Source organism: Ensifer sp. Root127 (assembly GCF_001425225.1).
Lineage (GTDB): Bacteria > Pseudomonadota > Alphaproteobacteria > Rhizobiales > Rhizobiaceae > Ensifer > Ensifer canadensis.
In genome coordinates this window covers 121294-136905 of the sequence record NZ_LMDX01000008.1, presented here as the reverse complement: position 1 = coordinate 136905, position 15612 = coordinate 121294, and the positions used below count along the sequence as shown (strand labels likewise).

General features: G+C 61.0%; 12 protein-coding genes and 3 pseudogenes. 13 read left to right on the top strand and 2 right to left on the bottom strand.

Annotation, left to right across the window (positions count from 1 at the left end):
* Window positions 1-327: 327 nt before the first annotated feature.
* The 5 genes and pseudogenes from ASD03_RS41255 to ASD03_RS38850 form a co-directional block, all read left to right on the top strand.
* A pseudogene (locus ASD03_RS41255) lies at window positions 328-693 on the top strand (tetratricopeptide repeat protein); the annotation flags it as partial.
* A gap of 195 nt (window positions 694-888) precedes the next feature.
* Window positions 889-1545, top strand: a complete 657-nt coding sequence (locus tag ASD03_RS11410; RefSeq protein WP_057208297.1) for an ABC transporter ATP-binding protein — start codon at window positions 889-891, stop codon at window positions 1543-1545.
* A complete protein-coding gene (locus ASD03_RS11405; protein WP_057213570.1) occupies window positions 1542-3953 on the top strand; it encodes an ABC transporter permease in 2412 nt (803 codons plus the stop codon). The genes ASD03_RS11410 and ASD03_RS11405 overlap by 4 nt, the downstream gene beginning before the upstream one ends.
* Window positions 3943-5016, top strand: a complete 1074-nt coding sequence (locus tag ASD03_RS11400) for a lipocalin-like domain-containing protein (protein ID WP_057208264.1) — start codon at window positions 3943-3945, stop codon at window positions 5014-5016. Before ASD03_RS11405 ends, ASD03_RS11400 begins: the two co-directional genes overlap by 11 nt.
* A 193-nt stretch (window positions 5017-5209) precedes the next feature.
* Window positions 5210-5400 (top strand): annotated as a pseudogene (locus tag ASD03_RS38850) (DUF6494 family protein).
* 62 nt (window positions 5401-5462) lie between these two features.
* Here ASD03_RS38850 and ASD03_RS11390 read toward each other — a convergent pair.
* Both ASD03_RS11390 and ASD03_RS40415 read right to left on the bottom strand, forming a co-directional pair.
* Window positions 5463-6917 carry a CHAD domain-containing protein gene (locus ASD03_RS11390; RefSeq protein ID WP_200957319.1) on the bottom strand — a complete coding sequence of 485 codons (1455 nt, stop codon included), beginning with the start codon at window positions 6915-6917 and terminating at the stop codon, window positions 5463-5465.
* A gap of 186 nt (window positions 6918-7103) precedes the next feature.
* Window positions 7104-7205 (bottom strand): annotated as a pseudogene (locus tag ASD03_RS40415) (IS110 family transposase); the annotation flags it as partial.
* A 204-nt stretch (window positions 7206-7409) separates the two neighbouring features.
* Between ASD03_RS40415 and ASD03_RS11380 the strand changes: the two are divergent.
* The 8 genes from ASD03_RS11380 to ASD03_RS11345 all read left to right on the top strand — a co-directional run bounded on the left by ASD03_RS11380 (window position 7410) and on the right by ASD03_RS11345 (window position 15578).
* Window positions 7410-8129 carry an IclR family transcriptional regulator gene (locus tag ASD03_RS11380; protein WP_057208256.1) on the top strand — a complete coding sequence of 240 codons (720 nt, stop codon included), beginning with the start codon at window positions 7410-7412 and terminating at the stop codon, window positions 8127-8129.
* Window positions 8130-9866 (top strand): hypothetical protein, encoded by a 1737-nt coding sequence (locus tag ASD03_RS11375; protein WP_057208253.1) that lies wholly within the window; start codon window positions 8130-8132, stop codon window positions 9864-9866.
* Window positions 9863-10573, top strand: coding sequence for a hypothetical protein (locus ASD03_RS11370; protein WP_057208252.1), 711 nt, complete (start codon window positions 9863-9865; stop codon window positions 10571-10573). Before ASD03_RS11375 ends, ASD03_RS11370 begins: the two co-directional genes overlap by 4 nt.
* A gap of 11 nt (window positions 10574-10584) precedes the next feature.
* A complete protein-coding gene (locus ASD03_RS11365; protein ID WP_057208295.1) occupies window positions 10585-11556 on the top strand; it encodes a dipeptidase in 972 nt (323 codons plus the stop codon).
* Window positions 11557-11657: 101 nt separating this feature from the next.
* The gene (locus ASD03_RS11360; protein WP_057208250.1) at window positions 11658-12731 is read left to right on the top strand and encodes an extracellular solute-binding protein; all 1074 of its coding nucleotides are present in this window, start codon (window positions 11658-11660) and stop codon (window positions 12729-12731) included.
* 103 nt (window positions 12732-12834) lie between these two features.
* Window positions 12835-13686, top strand: coding sequence for an ABC transporter permease (locus tag ASD03_RS11355; RefSeq protein WP_057208248.1), 852 nt, complete (start codon window positions 12835-12837; stop codon window positions 13684-13686).
* Window positions 13683-14513: an ABC transporter permease gene (locus ASD03_RS11350; protein ID WP_057208246.1), complete on the top strand. Its 831-nt coding sequence runs from the start codon at window positions 13683-13685 to the stop codon at window positions 14511-14513. The genes ASD03_RS11355 and ASD03_RS11350 overlap by 4 nt, the downstream gene beginning before the upstream one ends.
* 15 nt (window positions 14514-14528) lie before the next feature.
* A complete protein-coding gene (locus tag ASD03_RS11345; RefSeq protein ID WP_057208244.1) occupies window positions 14529-15578 on the top strand; it encodes an ABC transporter ATP-binding protein in 1050 nt (349 codons plus the stop codon).
* Window positions 15579-15612 lie beyond the last annotated feature (34 nt).

The window sequence follows — 15612 nt, the reverse complement described above, 5'->3', positions numbered from 1 at the left end:
GAGCGGTTCGGGATCATGCAAAGGTCTATCAGAGGTCTATGGGTTTCAGATACCCGCTCTGCGATCGTGGTGGTGGCCCTCGCCGCCATTATCCCGGCGCTGAATCGGTCCGACCGTCGCGAACGGCTTGTCGCGAAAAGTGCGATCGTCGCCCATGACATCCGCGGCCGACCGCCCGTTCGGAGTCGTGGCGTAGCAGTTACCATAGTTGAGCCAGAGCGAGCCCTGCGGCTTCAACCATGACAGCGACATAATCGCCGAGCGTCGGCTCCAGGCCGATCTTGCCTTCAACACCATAGTCGCGAAGACGCAATCGAGCGCGTTTCGATGCTCATGCCTCGCCTCCCTGTTCGCGGTAACGGTTGCCCTCCTGAAAAGGAGTCCATCATGAGCACAAAACCTACTGAACCTATTCCCGAAAAGGCCCGAGGAGGTTCCACCAGATGTCCCCCGATACCCTGCCCAACCCAGAGCGACCCATCGAGGAGCCGGGACCTGATGATCCGGAAGAGGCCCCGACATTTCGCCATGCAGGGCCGCCTCCTGTTCGCCGCCGGCAGGCATTCGGAGGCCATTGCGGCGCTCCACAGAAGCGTCCCGGAGTCACCAGACGTGCTGATGTTCCTGGCGCGTGCGCATGCGGCCCTGGGCGAAATCGGCGAGGCGGCCAGGACCGCAGTCCGCTTAAAAGCTGAGTTTCCGGAGTATTCGGTCGAACGCTTCGTCTCGGCCTATCCCGTGACGAACCTCGATGCGCTATCTGCCATCCGCGATGCAGCCGAAGTGGCGAAGCTCGGCTGGGGTTTGCCCGATTCGCAAAACTCGAGGTGGCCTTTCCAAGCGGCCATGGAGCGTTACATATGTGAAATTGTCCTGATCTTGGCCACCATGGTGATCGCTCTTAGCAATCTTAGGAAATCCTATGAGACTGCCGAAGGGCGCCTTGAAGTGTTGAGAGGGGTCAATCTCGATCTCGGCCAGGGAGACAGCGTTGCCCTGACAGGGGAGTCTGGTAGCGGAAAGAGCACGCTCCTGCATCTCGTAGCCGGCCTCGACCGTCCAGACTCAGGCGAGATCGTGATCGGGGACCGAGACATCTCCAAGCTGAACGATCGGGAACGCGCCGCCTACAGGCGGACAGAAGTCGGCCTTGTATTTCAGCAGTTCAACCTTGTCCCGTCACTGGATGTGGCAGCGAACATCGCTTTCCACGCCAAGCTCGCGGGACGCCACGATCCCCTGTGGGAAAATGAACTCGTGGCCCGCCTAGGAATCGGGACATTGCTCACCAGATATCCCGAGCAGCTTTCCATCGGACAGCAGCAGCGGGTAGCGATCGGACGGACCCTTGCCGCGCGTCCCGGCTTACTCCTGGCGGATGAACCCACAGGAAACCTGGACGAGGCCAACGGAGACGCTGTTCTGGAACTGATGCTCTCGCTGTCGAAGGCAACCGGATCGACACTGCTTCTGGTGACACACTCGCAAAGGCTGGCGGATAGGCTCGACCGGCAGGTGCATTTGCGGTCCGGGAAGATGGAATGAAGATGTGGACCGCAGCCACGGCACTTCTGTCCCACTGGCGACGACGACCGCTGCAGCTCGTCGCTCTCTTGTCCGGCCTGGCGCTGGCGACGGCCTTGTGGTCCGGAGTGCAGGCGATCAACGCAGAGGCCCGCGCAAGCTACACCCGCGCCGCGGTTGTGCTCGACCAGAACGGGTTGGCCAGCCTGGTTTCTCCAAACGGCCGCCCGATTCCTCAGTCCGCCTTCGTGCGGCTCAGACGGGCGGGCTGGATCGTGTCACCAGTTTTAGAGGGAGACTTTCGGTTCGGAACCACCCGGTTAAGGGTGATCGGCATCGAGCCACTGACGATGCCCGCGGAAACCAACACCGTCGATCTTGGAAATGCCGGGGACTTGCTTTCCTTCATCACGCCTCCGGGCATGCTGGTTGTCTCTCCCGAAACAGCGGAAAAAATGCGAGGACAGACGGACCTCGCACTGCGTGTTTCGGATCGGATGCTGAACGGCACCGCCTTCACCGATATCGGCTTGGCCCAGAAGTTATTAAGAAGAGAGGGCGTACTCAGTCGGATTGTGATCGCCAAAAGCCAACGTTCCGGTCTGGATCCGCTTGAAAAGCTTGTTCCAACGCTCTCAGTTCGTCAGCCGAATGCAGAAACCGATGTCGAGCATCTTACCGAGAGCTTCCATCTCAATCTGACGGCCTTCGGTTTTCTCGCCTTCGCGGTGGGGCTGTTCATCGTGTACTCGACGATCGGTCTCGCTTTCGAGCAACGGCGGCCGACCTTCAGAACGCTTCGCTGCCTTGGAGTTTCGTTGAGTGCGCTTGCGGTTCTGCTGCTCGCCGAACTTGCCCTTTTCGCCCTCGCCGCCGGGGCAGTCGGCGTCGCGATCGGCTATCTGATCGCGTCACTGCTGCTGCCCGGAGTGGCCGCGACCCTTGAAGGACTTTACGGAGCCAGCGTGCCCGGCACGCTTTCCCTGCGTCCGGAGTGGTGGCTTTCGGGCTTTGCCATCGCAGTGGCCGGAACAATGGTTTCGTCGGCACAGAGCCTGTTGCGCTTGATGCGGGTGCCTTTGCTCGCGGCGGCCCAACCCCAGGTGTGGGGGCGGTCGTGGCAAGCGGGGCGGCGGATTCAAGTGCTGGCCGCGGCGGCTTTGCTAGCCCTCTCGGGAGCTCTTCTTCTATGGGCTGATGGACTTGAGGCGGGCTTTGGCATCCTTGGCTGTCTTCTGCTCGGGGCGTCGCTACTTCTCCCCACCGTGCTCTCCGGATTCCTCACCGTAATGCAGCGGACGTCTTCACGTGCGCTCGTCACGTGGTTCTGGGCCGACGCTCGGCAGCAGCTCCCCGGACTTTCCCTTGCGCTCATGGCATTGCTTCTTGCGCTGGCGGCAAACGTCGGCGTTGGAACCATGGTGTCGAGCTTCCGTCTCACGTTCGTCGGCTGGCTCGACCAACGTCTCGCCGCCGAACTTTACGTCGCTGCCCGGAACGAGGGCGAGGCAGACAGGCTCAGGACATGGCTCGCAACGAAGGTGGAATCGGTGTTGCCGATCTCCAGCGTAGATGCCGAGATCCGGGGGCAGCCGATGCAGATTTTCGGTGTCGTTGACGATCCGACCTACAGGAAGCACTGGCCCCTGATCGTTGGCATGCCGGACGTCTGGGATCGGGTGGCGTCCGGTCAAGGGGTGCTGGTCAACGAACAGTTCTGGAGGCGGGACCGGCTCCGTATCGGCGATGAGCTGGATCTGGCGGGGGACTGGAAGGCGGCGGTTGTCGGGGTCTATTCGGATTACGGAAACCCAAAGGGCGAGGTCATCGTCGGAATAAATGCGCTGACCTCTCGCTACCCGCAGGTCTCGCGTCTGCGCTACGGTCTGCGGATCCAGCCTGATCAGATTGCGGACCTACGATCGAGGCTCTCGGACGAATTCGGACTACCATCCGATAACGTCGTCGATCAAGCGGCACTGAAGGAACGGTCACGGCGGATCTTCGATCGCACTTTTTTGGTCACTGGCGCGTTGAACATGTTCACACTGGGGGTTGCAGCATTCGCTATGTTCTCGAGCCTCCTCACGCTTTCGGAAATGCGCCTCCCGCAGCTTGCGCCTGTGTGGGCCATGGGGGTCACAAGACGCGATCTCGCTCTTCTTGAGCTTCTGAGAACGCTGGTGCTCTGGCTGGCGACATTTATTGCCGCCTTGCCCCTCGGCCTAGCGCTGGCGTGGGTGCTTCTCGCGGTGGTAAACGTCGAAGCCTTCGGTTGGCGTCTGCCTATGTATATCTTTCCTTACGAGTGGGTTCGCCTCGGTCTCGTCGTGCTCGCCGCTGCTGTCGTTTCCGTATTTATCCCGCTTCGCCGGCTGGCCGGAGTCACGCCATCGGAACTTCTGAAGGTATTCGCCAATGAGCGTTAGATCGATTGCGATCGCTTTTGCGGCGACGACCATGGCCAGCATATCCGGGAGCCAAGCGGTCTCCGAGGGTTTTGGTGGCCTTGGCTCAGCGGCCGAAGGGTTTTCGGTGCCGCAACCCGGCCAGCTGTTGCGTTTTTCCGCCGACCACGGCCCACATCCGGACTTTCGGATAGAGTGGTGGTATCTAACGGCCAATCTTGAAGCACCCGACGGAACTCAATACGGAGCGCAGTGGACCCTTTTCCGGTCAGCGCTTGCTCCGGGTGAGGCCGGCGAGTGGTCGAGCCCACAGATCTGGATGGGTCACGCAGCCGTCACCACTTCAGAGGACCACTTCGTGGCAGAACGTATTTCACGCGGGGGAGTGGGGCAGGCTGGTGTTGTCGCGGAGCCGTTCGCGGCCTGGATCGATGACTGGCAGATGACGGGACTTGCAACCCCGGGATCGGATCAGCTGGCCGATCTCAACGTGACTGCAGCCGCAAAGGACTTCGGCTACGAACTCCGCCTGTCGGCCACCGGCCCGCTCGTGCCGCATGGCGATAACGGCTATTCGGTGAAATCAGCGAAGGGACAGGCCAGCTACTACTATTCGCAACCGTTCTACGCGGTGACCGGCTCGCTTTCGCTACCCACCGGGAGTGTAGAGGTCGCGGGGAAGGCTTGGCTTGACCGCGAGTGGTCGTCACAGCCGCTCGCGGAAGACCAGACCGGTTGGGACTGGTTCTCGCTGCATCTCGATACGGGAGAGAAGCTCATGGGCTTCCGTCTCAGAGATGAAGGAGAGGGATATACCTCCGCCACCTGGATCACCGCCGACGGGCGACCGGACCCCTTACCCGCGGGGGCTCTCCAGATCGCTCCCGTCCGGACTGCCAAGGTCGCGGGGCGTCAGATTCCAGTGGCCTGGAACATACGAATTCCCAGTCGCGGCTTTGACGTCACGACCAGGCCGTTGAACGACCAAGCATGGATGTCTACTTCCACACCGTATTGGGAAGGCCCGATTAGCTTCGGCGGCAACGTCGGTGGGAGGGGGTATCTGGAGATGACTGGGTACTAAACGCCTAGATAACCCTTCCCAAAATCCTGGGGTGAACGGAATCGAACCAAGGGCCCGGCGATCTCCTTCGTGCGACGCGCAGCCGCGCCAGCCATCCGCCCGCTTGTGCCTCGCGCTCTGCACAAGGCGGTGATTTTACCGAGGGCACTATTTGATGACGGGGAATGATTTCCGGACACAGAGGAGTTCTGCCATGAGCGAAGACGCCTTCAACAGGCGATCCGCACCTTCCTGAAGGAAGTCGGCATGACCTCGCAGAGCAAGATCGAGGAGACAGTGTGCGAAGGGCAGATCGGCGGCAAGAAACTGAAAGTCCGCATGACGCTGACGGCGGAAACTTGCCGAGATCTCGGTCAACCGGGGACGCGCGGATCGCGAGCTTGACCTCGCGGTCGGCAGCCCGGTCGAGGTCGCCCTTAAGGAAGCGGCCTGGAGCGTTGTTGGGGCTATCGCCAGAAACGTTTCGCATCCACAAGATCGACGTACGCATCTTCGGCCGCCTCAAGCAGGCCCCTCTTGTTGCCTTTCGCGATTAGGGATGCCGTTGCCGGTTCGCCGGCCAGCCCGATCCTTTCAAGAAGTTGTGAACCAGCCGCCATGTCGTTCAACGCGCCGAGTTGGTCCTGCAGCTCTCCGAGGATGGTTATGAACCGCTTATGACGTCGTCGCCCCCGTTTGCCTGGGAAAAGAAGCATGAAAAACTCGGACGCGTAGCGCAACTTCTTTGCATCCTTTCGCACCTTGTGGCGCTCTTCGTCGTCGATGACGACTATTGCCCGTCCGTCTCGCTTTATCTTCTTTCGCAGGCGCTCGAGCGCGGAGGAAGCAAAATCCACGGCCGGCACCTGCCTGAGATCCGTCGTTTCCGCGGCATCCAGCCAGGGACCGTTGGAAATCCATTCGGCAAGACCCAGCATAAATGCCCTAACCCTTTGTGAGCCCAGCGTTGCTTCCACCTCGTCATATGCGGAATCTCGCGCCTCGGTCAGGCGAATGCGCAATACCGCTAACTCCGTCTTGCCCAAGAGGACATCGATGTCTCGCGCCTGTCCGAGAACCCCGGCAAGCCAGCGCGCTTCACTCCCAAGGTGCTCGGATCGATCATCGGCGATGACGTCCTTGAATATGGAGAACGCCGATCGCAGTCTTCTCAGCGACACGCGAGCCTGGTGCAGTGCCTCGGCATCCCTGGCGGCAAGAAGGACCGCTTCGTTCAACCTGTATTGCTTGATGCAGGCCTGAGCGATCTGCTGAAAAGCGGCGGCCGTTGTGATCTGCTTATCCAGTTGGACGAGCTCCGCCTTGAACACACTGACGGCAGGTCCAAGGAGTTTGTAGCCACGCGCTGCCTTGCTCAGCACGCCGATCCGAACCGGTGCGAAGCCGTCCAGCTCCTGGGCAAGATCAAACAGAGCGGAACTGGAACCGTTCTTCAGCTCGAGTTCCAGCTCGCAGAATCGGGTTTCCCGATCGCCCACAGTAACACGCCCGATGTCCAACGCTGCTTCAATCTTGGCGTCGTCGCGCGAGAGCAACCACATTCGACGTTCGACGTGAACATCGAACCGGGCTTGCAGAGCGTCGACATCGTCTTCCAGAAGCGATCTGATTGGCGTCGAGTGATCGATAACAGGCAGGTCACTGGAGATTGTGAACTCCCATTCAGGGCGCACGAAAAGCCCGGCTAACTTGGCGTTGTCTGCCTTGACGGTCTGCGTCCGCACTCCGTCTACCGTGCGGATCCGCAAGGAAAATCCCGCCGCGCGCAATTTGTGGTCCGGGGTGTCGAAGTAGACCGAGCGCTGGGACATGGTTTTAGGCTTGCCTGTCAAAAGTGGCGACGCCTTAATCCGCCCGAGCGCGTCGGGCGACAGCTCAAGCTTGAGTTCCGTTTCGTTCACCTTAGTCGTCCCCATGGCCGTGATGGGTCAGAACCTATGCTTCAACCATAACAAACTTATGGTCACCCGTCTGGGCCGGGCACCTGGGATACGCGGCCCCGCTCGCGTCGCAATCACAGTCCGCGAGCTGCAGCTTGGAATGTCCGACCTTTGGCGGACACACGCGGCCCTATGCATGGCCATCGCGCTGGGAAGAGAATTGCAGTGGACTGTTCTGAACCAGCCAAGCCGCATCACCTGCGCGATGCCCCGCGCGTCCTTCTTGTCGATCTTCACCGGCATCGTGGTTCGTTTGAGAGATCCTGATGCTCAGGTTTCTAAGCCAGGCATGAATTCAAACCAATAGGGCCTGGTCATTTCAGTGCGCGCGGCCGGGCGCAGATTTTTTCATCGGCCACAGGAATCCCAAGTTGACAGATATCAATCTATCGTCCAACATAAACATACACCGTCTTCTATTGTTGGACAATAGGAAAAAGAAAGAAATTTCGAATGGCAGTTCGCCCCCTTTCATCCGTGCTGAAGACACTTACTGCATTCGACTGTGTCGCGGCCGCCGCAGAGCCGATGCGCCTGGTCGACATCGCCAAGCAGCTCGGAGAAGCCCGAGGCGCTGCCCATCAGCGCCTCGTCACGCTGGTCGAGGCCGGCTGGATCGAACAGACACAGGATGGCCGCTACCGGCTGACACTGCGGGTCGTCAGCCACGCGGCCATGGCGTTGGAGCAGTCCAATCTCGGCGCACGTTTTGCGGGCGTTCTCGAGGAAATGGTGACGCAAAGCGGTGAAACGGCCTCGCTCGCAGTCCTCGATGGCAGGGATGCCGTTATCGTTCGGCGGGTGGAATCTCGTGGCGTTCTTCGCGCCGACCTCAAGGTTGGTGCGCATCTCAGGCTCGATAGGACAGCCTTCGGCCGCGTGCTCGCCTCGCACGCGCGCCCAGAAATCATTGAGCGACTGCGTGCGCAAGGCGTCAGCCTCCCGGACGATGACATGATGACGCTGGTTCGCCAGCAGGGATACGCCATTTCGGAAGTCGAAGGCCCGCGCACTGTCTCGGCGGTCGCCGCACCCATCCTAGACGCGCAGGGCGAGTGCATCGGCGCACTGGCCCTTTCGGGCCCGTTCCAAGGTTTTGATACTGAAAAATGCGCTGGGATCGTCGTTGCGGCAGCGGCGGCGAGCTCGGGGCGCATGCGAGGAGACCAATAAATGACTGCCCTTAGAAGACCTGCTCCGGCGCAGGACGCGTGCCGCATTGCGCGGCTTATGCGTTCAGCCGGCGAAATGATGGCGCCTGAGCGCTTGGCCGCCATCCAGCCGTCGCGCGTCAGCGCATCGCGCGCGCTGCTCAGCCACGCAATCCGCGGTCGCTGGCAGATCCTTTGCAAGCGCTTCGAGATCGATGAGAAGGGTAACGGGGTTGCCGAATACCGCATCGATATTGGCAGCTGGCGCTTCAGCTTCCCCGTCTTTTCTTTTGAGCCCTCGCCCCATGGTCGCACCGGTCGGATCATCGGCCGGGCCTGGGACATGATGGGCGCATTGATCGAGGGCGATCTGAGCCAGGTCGATTTCGAGACCACGCGCAATGAGCTTCCCAAACTTTACGAGGGGCGCGCCACACCCGGCACGCTCATATGGTGCCGCTCCAATCGCAGCGGTCGCTTCTTCGAGAGTGCCCGCCAGGCGTTGACAGCGGGACGGCAGCCAGACGTCGCTGAACTTGCACAGACCTGCTATCTCATGCGCAACACCGGTCTCGACGGCAACGGCACGTTTGGAACGAAGAGTTTCCTTGCCTATGAAGCGGACCACCCACTGCGCTGGTCGCTCGCTGCGCAGATGCTGTGCGCCTACATGATGCGTGTCTTCGCTCAGGACCTGTTGCAGCATCTTGTCCGCCTCGGTTCGCCGCAGGCGCCGGACATGGCCAAGGACCTTCGCCGCTTCCTCGGCGTCGGCAACGGCTCGGCACTCGGCCTGATGCTATTCGTCAACAACCACCCGCGGCTGATCGAACGCTGGCTTTTCATTCGCGAAGAGGCCATTGCGCGCGCTAAGGCTGTACTCCCCGACGACGCGGGCTCACAGATCACCAAGCTGCTGACCCTCGTCGACAAGGCAATCACCTTCCGCACGCAGGATCGTGCTGCCTACGAAAACTTCACGCGTTCCGACGTGCTTGCGGAAGAATTGCAGATCATCCGGCGCGCTGTCGCCGACCTTCTGCAACGCTGGCAGGCGGGCAACCGCTTTGAGGCCGAGCCCTTCGCAGAACTTGCGGCCTCGCTTGAGGGGCGCGTCCATGCGGAAGCCATGGAAACTCTTCATTCGCTCCTGATCGAATTGGTGCCCGACGAGGCCGATGCCCTGGTCGACGGCCTGGTCATCGACGAGGAGTTGACGGGGCGACCGGAAATGCCGGTTCACCGACTGCGCGACCTGATACGCAACGATTACGCCTGGGCCTTCAAGCTTAATCTGGAGGTTCCGGCCTCCGAGCGCTACGTCTGGTACAAGTCCGTGACCGCCGAAGAACCGCGCCGCGGCCTTGCAACGGAGGTCGGTCAGAATGTCGTCAATCTCGGCCTCGACCTGCCACGTCTCGTCGTAGCCCTTGACCGCGACCTCTCGGCGGCCGACCCGAACCTCAGCACAGCCCGCTTCCTGTTCGCCCATCCACAGCACAGGGCCATCGTCACCCGTGTCCAGGCCCTTGCCGGCACCAGCCTGCATTCGCCCCATGCAGACATCATGAGCGGCTCCTTCACGCCAGCTCATATCACCCGCCTTCTCAATGTCGGTATCCACGGCATCGACAAGACACGCGACTTCCTCGATCGCAACTTGCGTGGCGTTCTGTTCCATGGCGCGCCCATTCCCGAAGACATTGCTTCTGGGAGCGCCGACGAGTTGTGGTTTTATCCTGCGGAGCCAAACCTGTGAGCACGTGCCAGTCTAATCTTGCGACCTCCATGACTGTCAGCCTGCGCGAGATGCGCATGGTGTTTGAGCGCCTGCTCCAGGTCACGCGCATCGAAAGCGGGCTCGTTCCGGCCCTTCGCGATTGCGCAGTCTACTCGGCCGCCCTCGGCGGCTTTGCCCGCTTGCCCGCAACGCTTGAGACGATCAGCAAGGCCACCCCCAGCGCACTTTCACTCGAGGGATCGGATGACCCTGTCATTCACTGCGGCGGCCAACATGCCTGGCTTGCCGCCGATGCCGCCCTTGAGCTGGCGGTCGAGATCCTGAAGACCGGCGGCCGTGGCATCGTCACCGTGCGCAACGCTGCGGACATCGGCGAATTGCGGGTCATCGAGGCGCTGGCGCAGCGCTTCGGCTTGAAGGCAATAGTCGCTGTTGGCGCCGATCGCGCGACGATCGCCGTCACGCCCGCAACTGATGCCGATGAAATCGCCCTGCTCGACAAGATCCGCCGCGACGGGGTCGATGTCGACGCCGCGCTCTGGTGGGAACTCTACCATCGCTCCGCAGAGGCGCTCGCACCCGACTCCTATCTTTCACGCCGCCATGCCGGACCGATCATCGTTGAGGCCGACGGCAAGGTCATCGGCCGCCAGGACGAGGACGAGACGGACTTTTCGTTGCTTCTCGCTGACGCGCCCAATAGCGCCGTTTCCGCCAACCATTGAACGGAATGACCATGATTATCGATGCTCTGCAATGCGGCCATTTCAACCGCGAATCCTTCGAAGCCCTGAAACGTGGCGGCTACAGCGCCGTCACGCCGACACTTGGCTTTTGGGAGGGGACGATGGAGTCGCTCGATTCCCTTGCTCGCTGGCGCGACATGGAACGTGAAAACGCCGACATCATCCTGATTGCCCGCACAGCCGCCGATATCGAGCGCGCCGGGCGCGAGAACAAGGTTGCGATCGTGCTCGGTTATCAGAACTCCAACCTCTTCGAAGACCGCATCGCCTATGTGGAATTCTTCGCCGAGCTCGGCGTGCGTGTCGTACAGCTCACCTATAACAACCAGAACGAACTTGGCGGCTCCTGCTACGAGGAGAATGACAGCGGTCTCGCCCGATTTGGCAGGGACGTTGTACGCGAGATGAACCGCGTCGGCATGCTCGTCGATCTTTCTCATGTCGGCGACCGCACGACGCTTGACGCCATCGAATGGTCCGAAAAACCGGTCGCCATCACCCATGCCAACGCGGACTCGCTCTTTGCGCACAAGCGCAACAAGTCCGACAAGGTGATCAAGGCACTCGCGGAACGCAGAGGCGTCATCGGCTGCGTCGCCTACCGCAACATTACGCCCGAAAGTGCCTGCGCGAGCGTTGATGGTTGGTGCGAGATGGTGGCGCGAACGGTCGACATTGCCGGCATCGATCATGTCGGCATCGGTACCGACATTTCCCACAACCACAGCCAGCGCGACTACGACTGGATGCGCAAGGGCCGCTGGACACGCTCCGTCCAGTACGGCGCGGGTTCGGCTTCAACTCCCGGCGCCGTGCCGAAGCCGGAATGGCTCTTGAAGCCGGAAAACCTTCAGGACGTGGCGCCCGCACTCAAGCGCGTCGGGTTCAACCAGCAAGAGGCAAACAAGATCCTCAGAGACAACTGGCTGCGCCTCTATGGCGAGGTCTTCCGCGCCGACTGATCGATCCGGAAACGGACTCCAACAAAAGAAGGGCCGCCGCCGGCAGGCGAGCGGCCACGAGGAACAGCAATCAACGACCGTTCGACTAAGGAGAACAACGAATGGACACGTTCAAGAAAGCATCGGCAATGCCGGTCTCGCGACGCGCAGTACTCGGTGCAGGCCTATTAGGGGCCGCAATGCTCGCATTACCTTTCGTGCGCCGTGCAAGCGCTGAAGAAAATGTACTCTATGTCAACACCTGGGGCGGCGACTGGGAAGCCTCCGTCAAGAAGTTCCTCTTCGATCCCTTTACAGCCGATACCGGTATCGAGATCCGCACGGTCTCGCCGATCTCGTTTGCCAAGCTCGCAGCACAGAAGACGACTGGCGTCTTTGAGTTCGACGTCACCACGCTCGGCGTTGCAGACGTCGCTCGTGCAAATGCCGCCGGCCTCTTGGAAACGCTCGGTGACCACGTCGACACCTCGAAACTGTGGCAGGGCGCGATCTATGAAAACGGCCTGTCGACCCACGGCTTCGCCACGCAGCTGGCTTACAACAAGGCGAAGTACCCGGACGGCCTGAGGAGTTGGACCGATTTCTTCAATGTCGAAAAGTTCCCGGGAAACCGCAGTTTGCAGCGCCATGCCGCCCGCATTCTCGCCATCGCGCTCCTCGCCGATGGTGTCTCCCCCGACCAACTCTTCCCCTATGATCTCGACCGCGCCTTCGCCTCGCTTGACAAGGTCAAGGACAACGTTCGCGTCTGGTGGACGGCAGGCCCGCAGGCCCGCCAGATCCTGACCGACGGCGAGGTCGACATGGCGGGCCTCTGGGACAGCGATGCTGCCGGCGCCAAGAAGGCTTCCAAGGATCCGATCGAGATCGTTTGGGATCAGGCGATCGTCGACCAGGCGTGCTGGATCGTCGCCAAGGACAGTCCGAGGTCCGAAAACGGCTTCAAGCTGATCAGCCATATCGGCCAGAATGCCGAGGGCCTCGCGAAGTTCTGCATCGCCGACCAGAATGGCCCGATGAACCCGAAGTCGTTCGATTTCATTCCGGCTGACGTGGCCAAGACCATGCCGACCTATCCAGATCACCTCGCCCGCGCTGTCATGCTCGACGGCGCCAAGCTGACGGCCCAGATCGACGAGCTGAGCAGCCGCTTCGAGAGCTGGGTCGGTCTTTGATCCAAACCTCCCGGTTCAGCAACAAGCGGAACCGGGAGGATCTGAAAACAGGTACGGCATGAGGATCGGGTTTTCCCGATTAGGGTACTGAGGGAGCAGTGACATGAAACAGAGATCGTTTTCGCCCATTGCGGAGGGGCCGATACCGCTGATGGCCCCGGCAGCGGTTTTCCTTGCGGGGTTGTTCCTGGTACCGCTTGCCTATGTGGGCTGGATGAGCGTCTCGCAGCCCGCTCTTGGCCTGCAGAACTTCGGCCGTCTCCTGCATTCGGGCCTGTTTGCGTCCGTCATTTACCAGACCTTCAGGACCGCCTTCCTTGTCACGGCCATTGCGCTTCTCTTCGCCTATCCTCTGGCTTATGCCGCCGCGAACGGATCGAAACGCTTCGCAACCTTCCTGCTGACCGTGGTCGCTCTGTCATTCTGGACGAGTTATCTCGTGCGCACCTATGCCTGGATGGTCATCCTCGGCAACCAGGGACCGGTCACAGCACTCCTTACCTGGCTCGGTTGGGATCCGGCGCCCAAGCTGCTCTTCACCACCTTTAGTGCAACGCTTGCCATGACCCATGCGCTCATCCCTTTTATGACCATGTCGCTTTTCTCGGTCATGAAGCGCATCGATCCTCTCCATGTCCGCGCTGCCGAAAGCCTCGGTGCGAGCCCACTTCGGGCCTTCGTTGCGGTCTACCTACCGCTCTCGGCACCTGGCATCGTCAACGGCTGCACGCTTGTCTTTATCACCTGCCTCGGCTTCTATGTGATGCCTGTCCTGCTCGGCAGCCCGCGCGACCAGATGATCGCCGGTATCATCGGCGACCAGATCGAGCAGACGCTCGATTTCGGTCTCGGCTCGGCGATCTCCATCGTCTTGCTCGGCCTCACGCTTGCCGTCTACGCGCTTTACAACCGTTTCTTCGGTCTCGACCGGCTTTGGGCAGGAGGCGGCCGATGAACCCGTTCCTCCGCGCCCTTGCGCTCCTCATCGCCGTCTTCGTTGCCGCGCCGATGTTCATCGTCATTCCTATGTCGTTCAGCTCGGCAGCCTCGCTGACTTTCCCGCCGCCGGGTTATACGCTCGCGAACTACATCAATTTCTTCTCCGACCCGAACTGGACAGAGCCGCTGGTCAACAGCGTCATCATCGGCATCGGTACGGTCTTCGTGACGCTCAGCCTTGCGATCCCCGCGTCTTTTGCTCTCGTGCGGCACATTTTCCTCGGACGTGGATTGTTCAATCTCTTGATCATGCTGCCAATGATCGTGCCAACCATCGTCATGGCGCTCGGGTACTACATGTATTTCGGTCAATTGCGCCTCGTGCAGAGCTACCTGGGCGTCATCCTGGCCCATAGCTGCATCGCCATGCCCATGGCGACGTTGATCCTGACCGCAGCGCTCAAAGGATTCGACCAATCCGTCGAACGGGCCGCCATGAGCCTGGGTGCATCGCCTTTCACGACGTTCCGGCTGGTCACCTTTCCGATCTTGCGTCCCGCCTTCACGGTTGCCGGCCTCTTTGCCTTTATCGCATCCTTCGATGAAGCCGTTATCGCGCTCTTCATCTCCGGCCGCGACAAGGCAACCCTGCCGCGCCAGATGTTCAATGCCGTCCGCCAGGAGGCGGATCCGACGATCTCGGCAGCCTCTTCATTCCTTTTCCTGCTTGTTCTGGCTGGCATCTCAATCTGGCTTGCACCGCAATTCCTGCGCCGCCGGTCCGGTTTCACGCGTCAGCCGCTCGAAAACGGCGCCACCAACACCGCTCCCGCGGCATCCTGATCAAGGAGCAAAGCCATGAACGCCCGTTCCCTCACACTCCGCAGTGTCAACAAGAGCTACGACGGCAAGCATATGGCGGCCGACGACGTGTCGCTCGACATCAAGGCCGGCGAATTTGTCTCCTTCCTTGGACCCTCAGGCTCCGGCAAAACAACCACACTGATGATGATTGCCGGTTTCCAGCATCCGACGAGCGGCGAAATCCGGCTCGGCGAGCGTGCCATCGACAAACTGCCGCCGCACAAGCGCAACATCGGTATGGTCTTCCAGAACTACGCGCTCTTCCCGCACATGACGATTGCCGACAACGTCGCCTTCCCCTTGCGCATGCGGGGCGTGGAGAGGGCGGAGAAGGACCGCCGGTCGCGCGAGGCGCTGGCGAAGGTCGGCCTGCAGGGTTTCGAGAAACGTGTCCCCTCCGAGCTATCCGGGGGCCAGCAACAACGCGTAGCCCTTGCACGGGCGCTCGTCTTCCAGCCAGATGTCATTCTGCTCGACGAACCGCTCGGCGCACTCGACAAGGCGCTGCGCGAGCACATGCAGGTGGAGTTGAAGCGCATCCACCGCGATCTCGGCGTCACCATGGTCTATGTCACCCACGATCAGTCCGAGGCCATGACCATGTCGGACCGGATCGCCGTTTTCAAAGGGGGACGCATCGAGCAGGTCGGCACTCCGAACGAGATCTATTTCGCGCCGAAGAGCCGCTTCGTCGCCTCCTTCATCGGCGACAGCAACATCATTGCCGCCACTTCGCTTGGCGGTGGCCGTTTCGAGACGCCAGTCGGCGTCGTCGACACGAAGGCTGCAGGTGGCGACCGAAACACCAAGGCCGAGCTGCTGCTGCGTCCGGAAATGATCCGTCTCGCTGTCCGGGCGGAGGCTGGGCGCCAGGCGATGAAGATCGACAGCACCATCAACTACGGCGACAACCTTCTGGTCGTCGGCAAGCTCGGCACCCAAGCGATCCGCATGCGCGTGCCCGGCGTCGATGCACGAAGACTCGACGGCGCCTCGGAGTGCCACGTCACCTGGCGTAGCGAAGACGTGCACGTCATCGCCTGACAATCGCCAAGCAATTCAAGCATACCCTGGAGCT

Coding starts and splice junctions, on each gene's coding strand:
- ASD03_RS11410 (WP_057208297.1), top strand. CDS start 889: ATGGTGATCGCTCTTAGCAATCTTAGGAAATCCTATGAGACTGCCGAA.
- ASD03_RS11405 (WP_057213570.1), top strand. CDS start 1,542: ATGAAGATGTGGACCGCAGCCACGGCACTTCTGTCCCACTGGCGACGA.
- ASD03_RS11400 (WP_057208264.1), top strand. CDS start 3,943: ATGAGCGTTAGATCGATTGCGATCGCTTTTGCGGCGACGACCATGGCC.
- ASD03_RS11380 (WP_057208256.1), top strand. CDS start 7,410: ATGGCAGTTCGCCCCCTTTCATCCGTGCTGAAGACACTTACTGCATTC.
- ASD03_RS11375 (WP_057208253.1), top strand. CDS start 8,130: ATGACTGCCCTTAGAAGACCTGCTCCGGCGCAGGACGCGTGCCGCATT.
- ASD03_RS11365 (WP_057208295.1), top strand. CDS start 10,585: ATGATTATCGATGCTCTGCAATGCGGCCATTTCAACCGCGAATCCTTC.
- ASD03_RS11360 (WP_057208250.1), top strand. CDS start 11,658: ATGGACACGTTCAAGAAAGCATCGGCAATGCCGGTCTCGCGACGCGCA.
- ASD03_RS11355 (WP_057208248.1), top strand. CDS start 12,835: ATGAAACAGAGATCGTTTTCGCCCATTGCGGAGGGGCCGATACCGCTG.
- ASD03_RS11350 (WP_057208246.1), top strand. CDS start 13,683: ATGAACCCGTTCCTCCGCGCCCTTGCGCTCCTCATCGCCGTCTTCGTT.
- ASD03_RS11345 (WP_057208244.1), top strand. CDS start 14,529: ATGAACGCCCGTTCCCTCACACTCCGCAGTGTCAACAAGAGCTACGAC.